The sequence below is a fragment of the Rhodococcus sp. M8 genome (assembly GCF_015654185.1).
Lineage (GTDB): Bacteria > Actinomycetota > Actinomycetes > Mycobacteriales > Mycobacteriaceae > Rhodococcus > Rhodococcus aetherivorans.
The window spans coordinates 477,016-493,740 of the sequence record NZ_CP064065.1 but is presented as its reverse complement, the minus strand read 5'-3'; the positions used below and the strand labels follow the sequence as shown (position 1 = coordinate 493,740).

General features: G+C 71.5%; 15 protein-coding genes. All 15 read right to left on the bottom strand.

From position 1 onward, the window contains the following. Positions 1 to 28: 28 nt before the first annotated feature. Positions 29 to 2,173, bottom strand: a complete 2,145-nt coding sequence (locus ISO16_RS02290; RefSeq protein ID WP_072635176.1) for a peptidase domain-containing ABC transporter — start codon at positions 2,171 to 2,173, stop codon at positions 29 to 31. Beyond that, positions 2,170 to 3,249: a TIGR04500 family putative peptide maturation system protein gene (locus ISO16_RS02285; protein ID WP_072635175.1), complete on the bottom strand. Its 1,080-nt coding sequence runs from the start codon at positions 3,247 to 3,249 to the stop codon at positions 2,170 to 2,172. Before ISO16_RS02285 ends, ISO16_RS02290 begins: the two co-directional genes overlap by 4 nt. Then, complete coding sequence (locus ISO16_RS02280; protein ID WP_230304462.1) at positions 3,246 to 4,271, bottom strand: MvdC/MvdD family ATP grasp protein; 1,026 nt, start codon at positions 4,269 to 4,271, stop codon at positions 3,246 to 3,248. The genes ISO16_RS02285 and ISO16_RS02280 overlap by 4 nt, the downstream gene beginning before the upstream one ends. A 95-nt stretch (positions 4,272 to 4,366) precedes the next feature. Beyond that, positions 4,367 to 4,522, bottom strand: coding sequence for a putative ATP-grasp target RiPP (locus ISO16_RS02275; protein ID WP_006941017.1), 156 nt, complete (start codon positions 4,520 to 4,522; stop codon positions 4,367 to 4,369). 147 nt (positions 4,523 to 4,669) lie between these two features. Continuing rightward, complete coding sequence (locus tag ISO16_RS02270; RefSeq protein WP_006941018.1) at positions 4,670 to 6,976, bottom strand: RelA/SpoT family protein; 2,307 nt, start codon at positions 6,974 to 6,976, stop codon at positions 4,670 to 4,672. Positions 6,977 to 7,067: 91 nt separating this feature from the next. Continuing rightward, positions 7,068 to 7,625: an adenine phosphoribosyltransferase gene (locus ISO16_RS02265; RefSeq protein WP_043798151.1), complete on the bottom strand. Its 558-nt coding sequence runs from the start codon at positions 7,623 to 7,625 to the stop codon at positions 7,068 to 7,070. Beyond that, the gene (locus tag ISO16_RS02260; protein ID WP_072635173.1) at positions 7,622 to 9,376 is read right to left on the bottom strand and encodes an ABC transporter substrate-binding protein; all 1,755 of its coding nucleotides are present in this window, start codon (positions 9,374 to 9,376) and stop codon (positions 7,622 to 7,624) included. The genes ISO16_RS02265 and ISO16_RS02260 overlap by 4 nt, the downstream gene beginning before the upstream one ends. 1 nt (position 9,377) lies before the next feature. Further along, a complete protein-coding gene (gene secF, locus ISO16_RS02255; protein WP_006941022.1) occupies positions 9,378 to 10,580 on the bottom strand; it encodes a protein translocase subunit SecF in 1,203 nt (400 codons plus the stop codon). 2 nt (positions 10,581 to 10,582) lie between these two features. Then, positions 10,583 to 12,316 (bottom strand): protein translocase subunit SecD, encoded by a 1,734-nt coding sequence (gene secD, locus ISO16_RS02250; RefSeq protein ID WP_072635172.1) that lies wholly within the window; start codon positions 12,314 to 12,316, stop codon positions 10,583 to 10,585. Positions 12,317 to 12,442: 126 nt separating this feature from the next. Beyond that, the gene (gene yajC, locus ISO16_RS02245) at positions 12,443 to 12,784 is read right to left on the bottom strand and encodes a preprotein translocase subunit YajC (RefSeq protein ID WP_050035146.1); all 342 of its coding nucleotides are present in this window, start codon (positions 12,782 to 12,784) and stop codon (positions 12,443 to 12,445) included. A gap of 117 nt (positions 12,785 to 12,901) precedes the next feature. Beyond that, on the bottom strand, positions 12,902 to 13,951 hold the full coding sequence (gene ruvB, locus ISO16_RS02240) for a Holliday junction branch migration DNA helicase RuvB (protein ID WP_373867520.1): 1,050 nt from the start codon (positions 13,949 to 13,951) through the stop codon (positions 12,902 to 12,904). Between the two features lie 41 nt (positions 13,952 to 13,992). Next, entirely contained in the window at positions 13,993 to 14,586 is a 594-nt protein-coding gene (ruvA, locus tag ISO16_RS02235) for a Holliday junction branch migration protein RuvA (protein ID WP_006941026.1), read from the bottom strand. Continuing rightward, positions 14,583 to 15,161, bottom strand: a complete 579-nt coding sequence (ruvC, locus tag ISO16_RS02230; RefSeq protein WP_006941029.1) for a crossover junction endodeoxyribonuclease RuvC — start codon at positions 15,159 to 15,161, stop codon at positions 14,583 to 14,585. The genes ruvA and ruvC overlap by 4 nt, the downstream gene beginning before the upstream one ends. Positions 15,162 to 15,262: 101 nt before the next feature. Further along, positions 15,263 to 16,015, bottom strand: coding sequence for a YebC/PmpR family DNA-binding transcriptional regulator (locus tag ISO16_RS02225; RefSeq protein WP_006941030.1), 753 nt, complete (start codon positions 16,013 to 16,015; stop codon positions 15,263 to 15,265). Between the two features lie 64 nt (positions 16,016 to 16,079). Then, on the bottom strand, positions 16,080 to 16,700 hold the full coding sequence (gene pdxT, locus ISO16_RS02220; RefSeq protein ID WP_006941031.1) for a pyridoxal 5'-phosphate synthase glutaminase subunit PdxT: 621 nt from the start codon (positions 16,698 to 16,700) through the stop codon (positions 16,080 to 16,082). Between the last annotated feature and the right edge of the window lie 25 nt (positions 16,701 to 16,725).

Here is a 16,725-nt window from a genome sequence, read left to right as displayed (position 1 = left end):
GTGCGGCCGGGTGAGTGCGGCCGGCAACCTACCGCGTCTGCAGGGCGACGAGTTCCGCGTACCGCCCGTCCCGGCTCAGCAGTTCGTGATGGCCGCCCCTTTCGACGATCCTGCCGTCGTCGAGCACGAGAATCACATCTGCGGTGCGGACGGTGCTGAGCCGGTGCGCGATGACGATCCGGGTCTGGCGCAGCCCTCCCAGCGACGCCACGACCGACGCTTCGGTCGCGGCGTCGAGGGCGCTGGTCGCCTCGTCGAGCAACAGCACCCGGGGCGCGCCGAGCACCGCCCGCGCAAGCGCGATCCGTTGGCACTGCCCACCGGACAGGCCCGACCCGTCCCGCAGCATCGTCTCGTATCCCATCGGCATGGCGACGATCGCGTCGTGGATGTGCGCCAGTTTCGCGGCCTCGACGATGCGGGGGAGGGAGGCCTCCGCCCGTCCCGCGGCGATGTTCTGCGCGACGGTCCCGGTGAACAGGGCGCTGTTCTGCGTCACCACCCCGAACTGGGCGCGCAGCGAACGGGATTCCAGGTCCGCGGCGTCGTGTCCGTCGAACAGCACCCGTCCCTCCGTCGGCTCGTAGAGTCCGAGCAGCAGGCGGGCGAGGGTGCTCTTGCCGGAGCCGGAGGGTCCCACCAGCGCCACCGTCGACCCGGCGGGGATGTCGCAGTCGATGTCGCGCACCACCCACGGCGAGCGCGGGTCGTACCGGAATCCGACACCGCGCAGCGAGATCGCGCCGCTGAGTGCCGGGGCGGGCCGCACGCTCCGGCCGTGCTGTTCGACGTCGCTGTCGACGATGTCCCGCAGCCGGGCCAGGTGGGCCGCCGCGAACTGCAGCCGCTGCAGCACCGACACCACCGAGCCGAGCGGGGCGAGCGCGGCGAGCGCGACCCCGTTCGCGGCGATCATGGCGCCGAGCGTCTGCCGTCCGTCCAGCACGCCGACGACGCCGACGATCATCAGGACCGCGGGCGCCGCCACCCTGAGACCGGCCACCAGCGATTCGACCACACCCTCGAGGCGGCCGCTGCGCGACGCCGCGTCCAGGGCGGTGGTGAACAGAGCGTGCCACTGCGCGGCCGCAGCCGCCTCGCAACCGGAGGCCTTCACCGTCTCGATGCCGTTCACGGTCTCGAGCAGGCGTCCCTCGGCGAGGGCGTGCGCGCGCAACTCCTCCTGACCGAGCTGACCGACCCGGCGGCCGGTGCCCACGATCAGGACGATCTGCACCGTCGCGAGCACCATCAGCGTGACGCCGAGCATCGGCGCCCACCACAGCAGCAGAGCGAGGTACGTCAGCGCCAACGGCCCGTCGAGCACCGCCGCCACGACGGGTCCGGTGAGCAGCTCCCGAATCGCCCCGACGCTCGAGACCCGCTGCACCACGTCACTGGTTCCCCGGCGAGCGAAGTATGCATACGGCAATGCCAGCAGGTGCGCGACGGCGGCGCCGGTGAGCTCACCGTCGGCGCGCCGGCGCAGCGCCTCCAGCATCCGGCTGCGCACCACCCCGACCGCACCGTGCGCAAGGCACGCGACGACCGTCGCACCGACCACGGCGTACAGCAGCGGGCGGTCGGCGCTCGGCAGGACCCGGTCCACCAGGATCGCCGAGACCACCGGAAGCGTCATCCCGATCGCCTGCAACGCGATCGAGGCCACCACGACCGACGCGAGCAGTGCGCGGTGGCCGTGCAGGAACCGGGCCGGCATCGTTCGTCGCCGGGAGGCGGGCGGGGCCGGCGGCGGATAGACCGACGGGTCGCCGGGGCCGAACTCGATGCTCACGCCCGAGTACCCGTCGCGGAACTGTGCCCGGGTCAGGCGCCGGCGTCCCCGCGCCGGATCGACGATGTGCACGTGCCGCTCCGTGCACCGTTCGACCACCACGAAATGGTTGCCGTCCCAGTGCACGACGGCGGGCAGCTGTGCACCGCCCCCGGCGACGGCGTCGGCGGAGCGGCCGAAGGCGCGGACGTCGAGCCCGTGGCCGCGGGCACATCGCACGAGCGCCAGGGCGGTGAGTCCGTCGCGGGAAACCCCCAGCTCGTCGACGAGGTCCGCGACGCCGCGTGGGACGCCGAAGTAGGCGAAGATCATCGCCAGGCACGCCGCGCCGCAATCGGACATCCCGGTCTGAGCGAGCGGCCGGATGCGGCGCGTCACCGCGGCGTCTTCTCCGCCTCGCCCCAGAACCATTCGATCCGGGCGGTGCGGCGCCGGTCGGCGAGCCACTCGTCGAACAACCGCCTCGAGGCCTGCTCCAGCAGGTCCGACTCGGACGCGGCGGCGCGCGAGAGCACCTGTACCACTTCCCATTCCGTTCCGACCGCCCGCGGCGGCAGCAGCGTACCGGGCGCGACCGCATCGGCCAGGCCGGAGCCGAGGCCGAGGTCGAGGTCGGCCACGGTCCGCTCCATCAGCTCGGCCCCCAGCGGACGGGACGGGGCGACAGCCGTCAGCGCCGCGCCGAACGCGTCGGCCGTTGTGCCGCAGGTGCGTCGCCGCTCGGCGAACGCGGCGACGAACCGCTCGGCGGCGGCGCGGTCGGCGAAGCGCACGCGGGCGATCCGGAGCCGGTCGCACGTCGATCGGTGCGCCGCGCACCACGAGTCGACGCGGTCGACCGTCACCCGCGTGCGCAGCGCGGCAACGGCGGCCTCGCGTGCCACCATCTCCTCGAGCGCCGCGTGGTCGAGGTGCCGCCGTGCCATCCATGCAGCGGTCGCCGCCGGGGTCAGCAGGCCGCGCGCGCGACGGAAGGCGTCCATGGCGTCCTGCAGCTCACCGTCGGTCAGCGTCACCGGGTTCTCGGCGAGTTCCTGCTGGACGAGACACACGTCGACGAGTCGGTCGAGCAGGGCCGTCTGCTCCCACATCACGTCCAGATACGCCATCGCGTGCTGGATGTCGAGCGCCTCGCCGTTGACGCGTAGCAGCATCGATTCGGCGCTGCGTTGCGCGCCGCGCAACATCCACGGCACCTCCGACGGCGGCGCCCAGGACAGCGTGACGGTGCCACCGCGGGGCCCGGAGACGAGCAGGCCGAACTGCACGGTGTCCCCGTAGGCTTCCCGGTGCCGGAGCAGGCGAAGGCGCAGTCCGGGGTGCTCCGCCCGCAGGGCCGCCAGCAGTTCCTCCGCGGACCCGGCCGCTACCGGGTCGGTGTTGAGGCGCGCGAGCAGAGTCAGCGCCTGCCCGAGAGCAGCGTCGTCGAGCGCCGCGCCGGCCGGGGCGATCATGCGGGCACCCCCTGGACGGCGGGGCGCCGGGAGAGGCGGGCACCGTCGAGCAGCAGCTCGCACAGTGCGTCGGAGATGGGCAGACCCGTCGCGTCCTCGATCCACAACCACTGTCCCGACGGGTTGATCTCGAGGAACACGTAGCGGCCGTCCGGAGTGAGTATGAGATCGATTGTCCCGTACTGCAATTCGAGCTCAGCCACCAGACTGCGGCACAACGCGGCGAGCGCGTCCGGCAACTCGTGCCGGCTGTAGCGGGTCGTGGAAGGGTCGTAGCTGCGCCAGTCGAGCCGCGTGTGGTTGCTGTCCTGGCTGTGGATGGCGGCGCCGAGGACCCGCTGCCCGACCACCGTCACCCGCACCTCGATCTGTTTGGGCACATAGCCCTGCACGATCATCGGGCACAGGCGCATCGCCTCCGCGTACCCCAGGTCCGTCGTCGTGACAGGCTCGCACATGCGGAAGTAGCCGTCGTCACCGTCGATCAGGAACGGCCGGTCGAGCGGTTTGCTGATCACCTGCCCCTCGTGCCGGTCCCAGAAATCGAGGAACTCGTCCGGGGAGGTGGTCACGATCGTGGGCGGAAGCTCGAACCCGAGACGGCCGGCCAGGGTGAGCTGGGCGGTCTTGCGGGCCGCCTGCCGGATCGCGGCCCGCGTTCCCGGCACCGCGAGACAGTCCAGATCGTCCCAGAGCGCGGAGGTCATTGCCTCGCATTCCCTTTCGACGTACTCGCGGACCGCCGGGGCGGTGACCTCCGGGTGCGCCCGCGGGTTGCGTGGGCGGCGGAACCAGACCGTGTCGACGGCGGACAGGTCGATCCGCCCACCGCGGTGGTCGAGGGTGCGGCGGACCGCACCGCCGGCGGTGTAGCCGACGGAGATCGACGCGTGGACAGGAAAATCGGCGGGGTCGAACACGACGACCCGGGCGTCGCGCCGGCGCAACAGGTCGACGACGTGGTCTGCGTGCGGGTCACCCGGCTGGGTGAGCACCAGGATGCGGGCGGGATGCGCGCTCATGAGCTGTTCCTCGGGGCGGATCGGATCGGATCGGTCGACGGACGAGCGCCGGGTGGGCGAGGCGAGTCGCCTCCCCACCCGGCGTCCTCGGTCCGTCAGAAGTCCTGATCGGTACCGACCGCGCCGGTCGACATGTCGATCGTCTTGCTCGACCGATCCTCGCACGCGCGACCGCCGGACACGGTCGCGAGGCGCGCCTCGTCGAGTTCCGCACCCTCGGCGGAAATGGCGGTGATGACGGTGTTACGCAATGCGTTCTCCTCTGTCAGGATGTGCCGGACCGTCCGGCGAGGAGAACGATCGCGCAGCGCGCTTAGCATGCGCTTAGCGTCGGCTGACGGACCGCGACGTGCGGATGGGCGAGGTGGGGTCGCCGATCCTGCTACGCCGCGGACCCTCTATGCCGCGGAGGTCACCCGGTACACGTCGTAGACGCCCTCGACGTTGCGGACGACGTTGAGCACGTGCCCGAGGTGCTTGGGATCGCCCATCTCGAACGTGAAGCGGCTCACCGCGACCCGGTCGCCGGTCGTGGTCACCGACGCCGAGAGGATGTTCACCTTCTCGTCGGCGAGTGCCTTGGTGACGTCCGAGAGCAGCCGGTGCCGGTCGAGCGCCTCGATCTGGATGGCCACGAGGAACACCGACGACGGGGACGGCGCCCACTTGACCTCGATGATCCGCTCGGACTGCTGCTGCAGGGATCCGGCGTTGGTGCAGTCGGTGCGGTGCACGCTCACCGAGCCGGTGCGGGTCACGAAGCCCATGATCTCGTCGCCGGGCACCGGCGTACAGCACTTGGCCAGCTTCGACACCGTGCCCGGCGCGCCGGGCACGAGGATGCCGGAGTCACCGCTCTGCCGGGACCGGGTCGGAATGGACGACGGGGTGGACCGCTCCGCGAGCTCCTCCTCGACGCCACCGACCCCGCCGAGCAGCGCGACGAGGCGCTGCACGACGTGGTGCGCCGAGACGTGGTGCTCACCGACCGCGGTGTAGAGCGCCGACACGTCGGCGTACCGCAGTTCCTTGGCCACGGCCTGCATCAGGTCCGCGTTCATCAGGCGCTGCAGCGGCAGCCCGACCCGCTTGACCTCCTTGCCGATGGCGTCCTTGCCGGCCTCGAGCGCCTCCTCGCGGCGTTCCTTCGCGAACCACTGCCGGATCTTGGCCTTCGCGCGCGGCGAGACCACGAACGACTGCCAGTCGCGGCTCGGCCCGGCATTGGGGTCCTTGGACGTGAAGACCTCGACGACCTCGCCGTTCTCGAGCTTGCGTTCGAGCGCGACGAGCCGGCCGTTGACCCGCGCGCCGATGCAGCGGTGCCCCACCTCGGTGTGCACGGCGTACGCGAAGTCCACCGGCGTCGACCCGGACGGCAGCGTGATCACGTCGCCCTTGGGGGTGAAGACGAAGATCTCCTTCACGGCGAGGTCGTAACGCAGCGACTCGAGGAACTCGCCGGGGTCGGCGGCCTCGCGCTGCCAGTCGAGCAACTGCCGCATCCACGCCATGTCGTCGAGCTCGGCGACGTCGCCCGAGTGTTTGCCCTTGGTCTCCTTGTACCGCCAGTGCGCGGCGATACCGAACTCGGCGGTGCGGTGCATCTCGCGGGTGCGGATCTGCACCTCGAGCGGCTTGCCCTCGGGGCCGATCACGGTGGTGTGCAGCGACTGGTACACGCCGAACCGCGGCTGGGCGATGTAGTCCTTGAACCGGCCCGCCATCGGCTGCCACAGCGAGTGCACGACGCCCACGGCGGCGTAGCAGTCGCGGATCTCATTGCACAGGATCCGCACGCCGACCAGGTCGTGGATGTCGTCGAAGTCGCGGCCCTTGACGATCATCTTCTGGTAGATCGACCAGTAGTGCTTCGGCCGGCCCTCGACGGTGGCATCGATCCGCGACGCTGCGAGCGTCGCGTTGATCTCGGCGCGGACCTTGGCCAGGTAGGTGTCGCGCGACGGCGCCCGGGTGGCGACGAGCCGCACGATCTCCTCGTACTTCTTCGGGTGCAGGATCGCGAAGGACAGGTCCTCGAGCTCCCACTTGACCGTCGCCATGCCGAGACGGTGCGCGAGCGGCGCGATCACCTCGAGGGTCTCGCGCGCCTTGCGGGCCTGCTTCTCCGGCGGCAGGAAGCGCATGGTGCGCATGTTGTGCAGCCGATCGGCGACCTTGATCACCAGGACCCGGGGGTCGCGCGCCATCGCGATGATCATCTTGCGGATGGTCTCGCCCTCGGCGGCGGTGCCGAGCACCACCTTGTCCAGCTTGGTGACGCCGTCGACGAGGTGGGCAACCTCCTCGCCGAACTCGGCGGTGAGCTGCTCGAGACTGTAACCGGTGTCCTCGACGGTGTCGTGCAGCAGCGCCGCGATCAGCGTCGTGGTGTCCATGCCGAGCTCGGCGAGGATCGTCGCGACCGCGAGGGGATGGGTGATGTACGGGTCGCCGGACTTGCGCTTCTGCGACGCGTGCCGCTCCTCCGCCACGTCGTAGGCGCGCTGCAGCTCCGACAGGTCGGCCTTCGGGTACAGCTCGCGGTGGATCGTGACCAGCGGCTCGAGCACCGGCTTGAGAGTGGTGCCGCGCTGCCCGGTGATGCGGCGCGCCAGCCGCGCCCGCACCCGGCGGGAGGCCGACGTGGACGCCGAGGTCGGGGTCGGACCGGAATTCTGGGACCGATCAAGATTCTGGGTCATGCCCACACCTCCCGTCGCCGATGCACACCGGACGCACCGCCGCACATTCCTCGTCGTCCGGAACCACCGGCACCTGCGCCAACTCTAGCTCTCAGAGCCGAACCAATGACGTCACCGGGTACTTTTCCAGCCGCGCCCGCCCACCGAGGGCCTCGATCTCGGTCACCACCGCCACCGCGACGACCAGGGCACCGGCCGCGTCGAGAAGCTCCGCCGTCGCCGAGAGGGTGCCGCCGGTGGCGAGCACGTCGTCGACGACGAGTACCCGCCGCCCGCGCAACCGAACCGAATCCTGCGGGATCTCGATCGCCGCGGTGCCGTACTCGAGGGAGTACTCGCGGGTGTCCACCGGCGGAGGCAGCTTGCCGGCCTTGCGCACCGCGAGGACGCCGACACCCAGAGCGTGGGCGATGCCGCCGCCGAGCAGGAAGCCGCGGGCGTCGACGCCGGCCACCAGTTCCGCGTCCGGCGCGGTGGCGGCCAGCGCGGCGATGACCGCCCCGAAGGCCTCGCCGTCGGCGAAGACCGGGGTCAGGTCGGCGAAGCGGACGCCGGGCGCCGGGAAGTCGTCGACCCAGCGGGTACGGGCGGTGACCGCCGTGGCGGCACGTTCGATCAGAGCGTGCGCTCCGGCGGGATTGCTGTTCATCTGTTGAGGATCCACCTGTCCATGTTCCAGCCCGCACCGGCAGCGCTGGGGTTGGCGACGGCGGCACGCAGGCCGCCGGCGAAGGTCGTCTCCCGGGGCTGCGCGTACAGCGGCAGGGTCGGCATCGCGGTCCACAGGATCGTCTCGGCCTCACCCACCAGACCGGAGATGGTGGCGTCGTCGGTGGTGACGGCGAGGGCGTCGAGGATCTGGTCGACGCGGGCGTCGGCGAAGCGCCCGACGTTGCTGCCGGCCGCGGAGTTGAGGGCGCCGCGCGCGTCCTGCATGTCGGCCGTGCCTCCCGCCCCTGCCGCGACGGCGGTCCCGGCCAGGACGGCATCGACCTGTCCCGCCGTGAGCTGCGACGGCGTGAACGTGTCCGAGGCGGCGTCGACCACCTCGATGCCCGCCTCGCGACAGGACTGGGCGATCAGCTCGACGGTACGGGCGCGGCGCGGGTCCGGGCCGAGGTACCCGATCCGCACGGTGATGCGGTCCGTCCCCGCAGCGGCGAGCTCGGCCTGCGCCGCGGTCGTGTCCGTCCGGTCGTAGCGGGCTGCGGGCCCGGACACGCCCGGGTACAGCGGCGAGTCGGCGGGCAGCAGCCGCGACGACGTCGCCCCGGAACCGAGTCCGGTGGCGGGCACGTCCCCGACCCGGCCGAACTCGTCGAACAACTGCGAGCGGGGCACGCACAGCGCGAACGCCCGGCGCGCGGCGGCGGCGCCGAGGCTGCCCCCGCCGGTGCCCAGCACGAGCTGCTCGACGTTGCGCGACGCCGCGGCCGTCGTCTCCACGTCGTCCCCGAGGGACAGGTCGAGTGCCCCGGTGCCGGTGTCGGCGACGTGGACGCGGCCGTCGGCGGCCGCCGCGGAGGCGTCGGTGCCGCGCGGCCACACCACGATCCGGTCGGTGCCGGGCTTGTTGCCCCACCAGCGTTCGTTCGCGACGAGGACGAGCCCGTCCTCGGCGGTGAACGACTCGATCCGGTAGGGGCCGGAGGCCGGCAGCAGCGACAGGTCCAGCCGGCCGGGGGTCAGGTTCCACCCGGTGTTCCAGAAGTCGGCGAGCCGGCGCAGCGCCTCGACGTCGCCACCGCCGATGGCGGCGACCACGTCGGGCACCCCCGAGACCCGGGCAGCGACGTGCGCGGGCATCAGCTCGGTGGCGCCGAACAGGGCTCGCCAGTCGGCGTAGGCGCGGCCGGCGCGGAAGACGACGGTGGCGTCCTTGGACCCGGTTTGGCAGTCGATCCGTTCGATGTCGACGTAGCCGGAGCGCCGGGCGGCGGAGAACAGGTTCGCCGGGGCACCCGAGGCGTCGGGCGCGGTGAATCGGCCGCTGGCGGCGGCCCAGGCCAGCACCAGGTCGTCGCACGACATCGGCACCCCGTCCGAGTACACGGAGTCCGGGGACAGCCGGTACTGGACGGTCAGCGGGTCCTGCGAGACGACGGTGGCCGCCCCGATGTCGGTGTCGGAGATCACCTGACCGGCCGGATCGACGTAGCCGAAGCCGGGCAGCACGCGGGCCAGGGCCTGCCGGGCTCCCGAGGTGGCGCCGTCCACGGTGTTGGCGTTATAGGTGGTCACCGTGTTGTCGACGGCGTACCCGATGGAGGGCAGGGACTCCTCCGTCGTGCCACAGGCGACGGTGGTCGCGGCGAGCGCCGCCGCGGCGGCCGCGCCCGCGATCGCCGCGCGGACGGACCGGCGGCGCCGGGCTCGACGTGTGTGCTCGGGTGCCGACATGTCAGTGCCTTCTCTTGGCGCGCTTTCCGGTGGGCCGGACGCCCGGTCTGGGGGTGCGCTCGGCCACCGGCGCGGCGCCGGCGCCCGCCGTCGTGGTCGCTCCGATGCGCTTGGTCACGGACACGGGTGTCGCGCCGGCGTGCGCGCCGACGGCCTCCCCGGCGGGGGGCACGGTCCGCGATTCGGCGGCGCCGCGCTTGGCGAGCACCTTGCGGGTGTGTGCGGCCACCGGCCCGCGCCATTCCTTGAGGGTCACCAGCAGCGGAGTCGCGAAGAAGATCGACGAATAGGCGCCGACCACGATGCCGACGAGCTGGACGAGGGCGAGGTCCTTGAGGGTGCCGACGCCGAGCAGCCACACCGCGATGACCATCAGCGCGAGCACCGGCAGCACCGAGATGACCGTGGTGTTGATCGACCGCATGAGGGTCTGGTTGACGGCGAGGTTGGCCTGCTCGGCGTAGGTCCGACGATGCAGGTGCAGGATGCCGCGCGTGTTCTCCTCGACCTTGTCGAACACCACCACGGAGTCGTACAGCGAGAAGCCGAGGATGGTGAGCAGGCCGATGACGGTGGCCGGGGTGACCTCGAATCCGACGAGCGAATACACCCCCGCGGTGACGATCATGTCGAAGAACAGGGCGGCCAGCGCCGCGAGCGCCATGTCCCGCTCGTAGCGCACCGCGATGTAGATGCTGACGAGCACCAGGAACACCGCGAGCGCGATGAGGGCCTTCTGGGTGATCTGTCCGCCCCACGTCTCGCTGACGTCGGCGACGCTGATCGCGTCGCGCGACGGCACGCCGTCGGGCCCGGTCGGCTGGAACTCGTCGTACAGCGCGTTCTGCAGGGTCCGGACCTGCTCGAGGTCGAGGGCCTCCGAACGGATCTGAATCGAGGCGCCCGCGCCGGACCCGACGGTCTGCACCGATACGGGCTCGGTGCCGAGGGTGTCGGAGTACACCGTCTCCACCTGCTCGGTGGTGACGCCCTCGGCGGCCGGGAGCTGGATGCGGGTGCCGCCCTCGAAATCGATGCCCCACGTGAAGCCGCGGATCAGCATGCTCAGCAGCGCCACCAGCACGATGCCGCCGGTGAGCAGGTAGTAGAACTTGCGGCGGCCGACGATCTCGAACGCGCCGGTGCCGGTGTAGAGGCGGGAGAGGACGCTGTGCCGGGGTGCGGTCGTGGTGGTGTCGGTCATCGTCACGCCTCCTTCGCCGAGGCAGCCGCGAGCTGGCGTTCACGGGCGACCTGCTGAATGGCGCCGAGTCCGTTCACGCTCGGCTTGGACCAGAACTTCGACGTCGACGCCAGGTGCACCAGCGGCCACGTCACCAGGAACACCACCACGACGTCGAGGATGGTGGTCAGGCCGAGGGTGAAGGCGAAGCCGCGGACCTGACCGACCGCGAGGACATAGAGCACCGCGGCGGCGATGAAGCTCACGGCGTTGCCGGACAGGATGGTCCGGCGGGCCCGGGCCCAGCCGCGGGGTACAGCGGAGCGGAAGCTCCGACCCTCACGGATCTCGTCCTTGATGCGTTCGAAGAACACCACGAACGAGTCGGCGGTCATGCCGATGCCGATGATCAGGCCGGCGATGCCGGCGAGGTCGAGGGTGAAGTTGATGTACCGGCCGAGCAGCACCATCACCGCGTACACGGCGAGCCCGGACATCACCAGCGACAGCGCGACGAGCACGCCGAGCATGCGGTAGTAGACGAGGCTGTAGAGCAGCACGAGGACCAGGCCGACGACGCCGGCGATCAGCCCGGCCTCGAGCGATGCCAGGCCGAGGGTCGCAGACACCGTCTCGGCCTCCGACGCGGCGAACGACAGGGGCAGCGAGCCGTACTTGAGGGTGTTGGCGAGCTCGGTGGCCTGGGTGTTGGTGAAGTTGCCGGTGATCGAGGTCGCGCTGCCGGCGGGGGTGGCGCCCTGGATCACGGGCGCGCTGACCACCTTGGAGTCGAGGACGAACGCGGCCTGCTGGCCGATGCTGGCGGCGGTGAACTGCGCCCAGGTGCTGCTGCCCTCGGAGTCGAACGTGAGGCTGACCTCGTAGCGGGACTGCTGGGTGTTGTAGCCGGAGGAGGCGTCGGTGATCTGCTGGCCGTCGATGATGCTCGGGCCGAGCAGATAGACGGCGGTGCCGTCGGTGGAGCACGCGACGAGCGGCTTTGCCGGATCGTCGTTGCCGGCGAGCGGGTCGGCGGCCGAGCAGTCCAGGGTGGCCATGGCCTGCTGCAGGACGGCCGGGTCCTCGCTCTGCCGGGTCTCCTTGGCGGCGGCGATGTCCGCGGCGGCCCGGGCCTGCGGGTCGAGGTCCTCCGTGGGAGCGGGAGCGGGCGCCGGGGCGTCGGTGGCGGGCGCCGGGGTGTCGGTGGCGGGCGCCGGGGTGTCGGTGGCGGGCGCCGGGGTGTCGGTGGGATCCTGCGCCGGGAAGGGCCGGCCCTGCGGTTCGGGAGCGGGCGTGGCGGCGTCGGGCGCCGGCGTCGCGGGGGCGGGAGCCTGCGGGTCCGTGGGCGTGGGCGCCGGCTGCGCGGCGTTAGCGCTGGCGATGGGCTGACCGATCACGGGCCGGATGTACAGCCGTGCGGTCTGGCCGAGAGTGCGGGCCTGCGAGCTGTCGTCGCCGGGAACCGTGATCACCAGGTTGTCACCGTCGATCACCACCTCGGAGCCGGACACGCCGAGGCCGTTCACGCGGGTCTCGATGATCTGCTGGGCCTGCCGGAGACTGTCCTGGCTGGGCGCGCTGCCGTCCGGGGTGCGGGCGGTGAGGGTCACCCGGGTGCCGCCCTGCAGGTCGATGCCGAGTTTCGGCGTCGCCGACTTGTCCCCGGTGAAGAAGATCAGGGCATACAGCGCCACCAGGATCGCCCCGAACAGGGCGAGGGAGCGAACTGGATGCACCGATCCGTTGGAAGGTGCCACGGTCTGTCAGTCTCCTCGATGCGAGTGAGTGATGCGCTGGTCACGGGGCCACCGCACCCGTCGGGGCGCGGCCCCCGGCGCGGCCCGCACATCGGCCGGGGTGTCGACCGGTCGGTGTCCGACCGTTCAGTGCTCGGTCGGCCGGCCGGCGGGCGGCTCGGTGTCGTCGCCCTTGTCCAGCGAGAGGCCACCGGTCTCGTCCGTCGCCGAGCCGAGCTCGGTGACCCGCTCGCGGACCACGACCCGGGCCCAGGTGGTCACCACGCCGGGAGCGATCTCGAGATCGACGGTGGTGTCGGTGAGCGCGACGATGGTGGCGTGCAGCCCCGCCGTGGTCATCACCCGGTCACCGACTCGCAGCGCGTCCTGCAGTTCCGCGGTCTTCTGCATCTCCTTCTTCTGGCGCCGGATGCCGAGGAACGTCGGCACCAGCAGGGCAAGGATCAGCAGCGGGAAGAGCAGTTCCATCGTTGAAGTCAGTCCTCGAAGTCGTCCGGTATCGGGCGCCGGCGGTCGTGGACCGGCGCAGTAGACCAGTGTGCCATTACCGGCGCGGCTCCTGTACCGGCGCCGGTGGCCGACCGGTCATTCGTCGTCGAACAGGCCGGGTTGCGGTTCGCGGGCCCGCACCTCGATGCCGCCGGTAGCAGCCTCCGGCGGCGGTGTCAGCCCGAGCTGCAGCCACGCGGCCTGGGTCGCGACCCGCCCGCGCGGAGTTCGCGCGATCATCCCCGCCCGTACCAGGAACGGTTCGCAGACCTCCTCGACGGTGCCGGGTTCCTCACCGACGGCCACCGCGAGCGTGGACACGCCCACCGGCCCGCCCCCGAAGCTGCGGACCAGCGCGCCGAGCACGGCACGGTCGAGCCGGTCCAGGCCGAGCGCGTCGACGTCGTAGACCGCCAGGGCGGCCTGCGCGATCTCGCGGGTGATGATGCCGTCGGCGCGGACCTCGGCGTAGTCGCGGACCCGGCGCAGCAGCCGGTTGGCGATGCGCGGAGTGCCGCGGGAACGGCCGGCGATCTCGGTGCTCGCCTCCTCGCCCAGGTCGATGCCGAGGATCCGGGCCGAGCGCAGCAGGATCTGCTGAAGTTCCGCCGGGTCGTAGAAGTCCATGTGCGCGGTGAAACCGAACCGGTCGCGCAGCGGTCCGGTCAGCGCGCCGGAACGGGTGGTGGCGCCGACGAGGGTGAACGGGGCGACCTCGAGCGGAATCGACGTCGCGCCCGGGCCCTTGCCGACGACGACGTCGACCCGGAAGTCCTCCATCGCCAGGTACAGCATCTCCTCGGCGGGACGCGCGATGCGGTGGATCTCGTCGATGAACAGCACGTCGCCTTCGACGAGGTTGGACAGCATCGCGGCCAGGTCGCCGGCCCGCTCGAGCGCGGGGCCCGACGTCAGCCGCAGCGACGATCCGAGTTCGGCGGCGATGATCATGGCCATCGACGTCTTGCCCAGGCCCGGCGGGCCCGACAGCAGGATGTGATCCGGGGTGCCGCCGCGCAGCTTCGCCCCGCGCAGCACCAGCTGCAGCTGTTCCCGCACCCGAGGCTGGCCGATGAAGTCGTCGAGGTTCTTCGGCCGCAGGCTCGCCTCGACGTCGCCGTCGGCGGGGGTGTACTCGGCGGTCATCGGCGCCTCGTCGGGGGCACCCGCAGGGGGAAAGTCCTCGATCATCGGCTCTTGCCCAGCAAGGCCAGCGCCGAACGCAGCGCGGTGGAGGTGTCGGAGTGCGGGTCACCCGCGAGGACCGTGTCGGTGGACTGCTCCGCCTGTTTGACGGGGAAGCCGAGTCCGACGAGAGCCTCGACCACCTGGTCGCGCATGGGCGAGCCGACCACCGCGGCCGGGGCGGAGGTTCCGGCGAACGCGGCGACCTTGTCCCGCAGTTCGACGACCATGCGTTCGGCGCCACGCTTGCCGATGCCCGGGACCCGGGTCAGGGCGGCGGTGTTGCCGTCGGCGAGGGCCGCACGCAACGAATCCGGATCCAGCACGGCCAGGGTGGCCATGGCGAGGCGGGGTCCGACACCGGAAACCGTCTGCAGCAACCCGAACAGGTCCCGGGCGTCGGGGTCGGGGAACCCGTACAGCGTCATCGAATCCTCGCGCACGATCATCGCCGTCACCAGGCGGGTGTCCTCGCCACGGCGGAGCGTGGCCAGGGTGGCGGGCGTGGCGTGGATCCGGTAACCGACCCCCGCGGATTCGATGACGACGTGGTCGAGTGCGATCTCGAGCACTTCCCCGCGCACCGAGGCGATCACCGTGCACCTGCCTTCCGCGCGGCGGCCTGTTCCCGCAGCCGCGCTTCGTATCGTCGTTTCTGTTCGGCCGCGGCGGCCTCGGCGGCGGCCATGCGTGCGAGCATGGGCGCACGCCAGCAGTGGCAGATCGCGAGGGCGAGGGCGTCCGCGGCGTCCGCGGGCTTCGGCGCGGTGGCGAGGCCCAGGATCTTGGTGACCATGGCCGTGACCTGCTTCTTGTCGGCCGAGCCGTTCCCGGTCACGGCGGACTTCACCTGGCTGGGGGTGTGGAACGCCACCGGGATGCCGCGTCGGGCAGCGGAGAGCGCCACCACTCCCCCGGCCTGGGCGGTGCCCATCGCGGTGCGGACGTTGTGCTGGGAGAACACCCGCTCGACGGCGACGACATCGGGCCGGAATCGGTCGAGCCAGTCCTCGGCGGCCGCGGAGATGCGCAGCAGCCGCGACGGCAGTTCCAGGTCGGGGGGTGTGCGGATCACGTCCACCGCCACGGCGGCGACCTCGCGTCCGCGGCCGGTGTCCACGATGCCGAAGCCGCATCGCGTCAGTCCCGGGTCCACACCCATCACGCGCACCCGTTCACCTCTCGACCGCTACGAACAACTGTTCGAGAGCATAGCGGCCGGGGCGGCGCGTCGCGGTATCGACACGCAGCCCCGGCCGGGAGCCGTCCGTCTCAGGCGTCGAGTTCGGCGAGGACCTCGTCGGAGACGTCGACGTTGGTGTAGACGTTCTGCACGTCATCGGAATCCTCGAGGGCGTCGACGAGCTTGAACACCTTGCGGGCGCTGTCCGCGTCGACGGGGACCTCGACCGAGGCCCGGAAGTCCGGGTCGGCCGATTCGTAGTCGATGCCGGCCTCGACGAGCGCGGTCCGCACAGCGATGAGATCGCCGGCCTCGGAAACGATCTCGAAGCTGTCGCCGAGGTCGTTGATCTCCTCGGCGCCGGCCTCGAGCACCACCTCGAGAATCTCGTCCTCGGTGCGGCCGTTCTTCTCGAGCACGACGACGCCCTTGCGGGTGAACAGGTAGGACACCGAGCCGGGGTCGGCCATGTTGCCGCCGTTGCGGGTCATCGCGGTGCGGACCTCGCCCGCCGCGCGGTTGCGATTGTCGGTGAGGCACTCGATGAGGATGGCGACACCGCTGGGGCCGTAGCCCTCGTAGGTGATGGTCTGCCAGTCCGCGCCGCCGGCTTCCTCGCCGCCGCCGCGCTTGCGGGCCCGCTCGATGTTGTCGTTGGGGACCGAGTTCTTCTTCGCCTTCTGGATGGCGTCGTACAGCGTCGGGTTGCCCGCCGGGTCACCACCGCCGGTCCGGGCCGCCACCTCGATGTTCTTGATCAGCTTCGCGAACATCTTGCCGCGCTTGGCGTCGATGGCCGCCTTCTTGTGCTTGGTGGTGGCCCATTTGGAGTGGCCGCTCATTCGATTGGAGCCCCTTCCGGCGAGGTGAGGTCGGACCGGGTCCGACTGGTTCGGAGGGTCGATTCTACTCCGCGCCGACCTGCCCCGAACGGACGGTGTCGACGAAGAGCCGATGCACCCGCAGGTCACCGGTGACCTCGGGGTGGAACGACGTCGCCAGCACCGCTCCCTGCCGCACCGCGACCACCCGTCCGGCGGCCGGTCCCTCGGGGACGGTGGCCAGGACCTGCACGCCGGGACCGACCTCCTCCACCCAGGGCGCTCGGATGAACACCGCGCGCACCGGATCCCCCTCGATGCCCGCGACGTCGAGGTCGGCCTCGAACGAGTCGACCTGCCGGCCGAACGCGTTGCGCCGGACGGTGATGTCGAGGGCGTCGAGGTGCTCGGCGTCGGGGCGGGTGTCGAGCACCTGCGAGGCGAGCAGGATCATGCCCGCGCAGGACCCGTAGGCGGGCAGGCCGGCCTTCAACCGGGCGCGCAGCGGCTCGAGCAGGTCGAACACCTGCAGCAGCCGGCTCATCGTGGTGGACTCCCCGCCGGGAATCACCAGGCCGTCGACGGCGTCGAGTTCGGCGGTCCGGCGCACCCCGATCGCGCGGGCGCCGGCCGCCTCGAGTGCGGTCAGGTGCTCGCGTACATCGCCCTGGAGCGCGAGCACGCCGATGGTCGGAGAACTTCCCACTGTCGCCTGTTCTGTCGGGGACGGG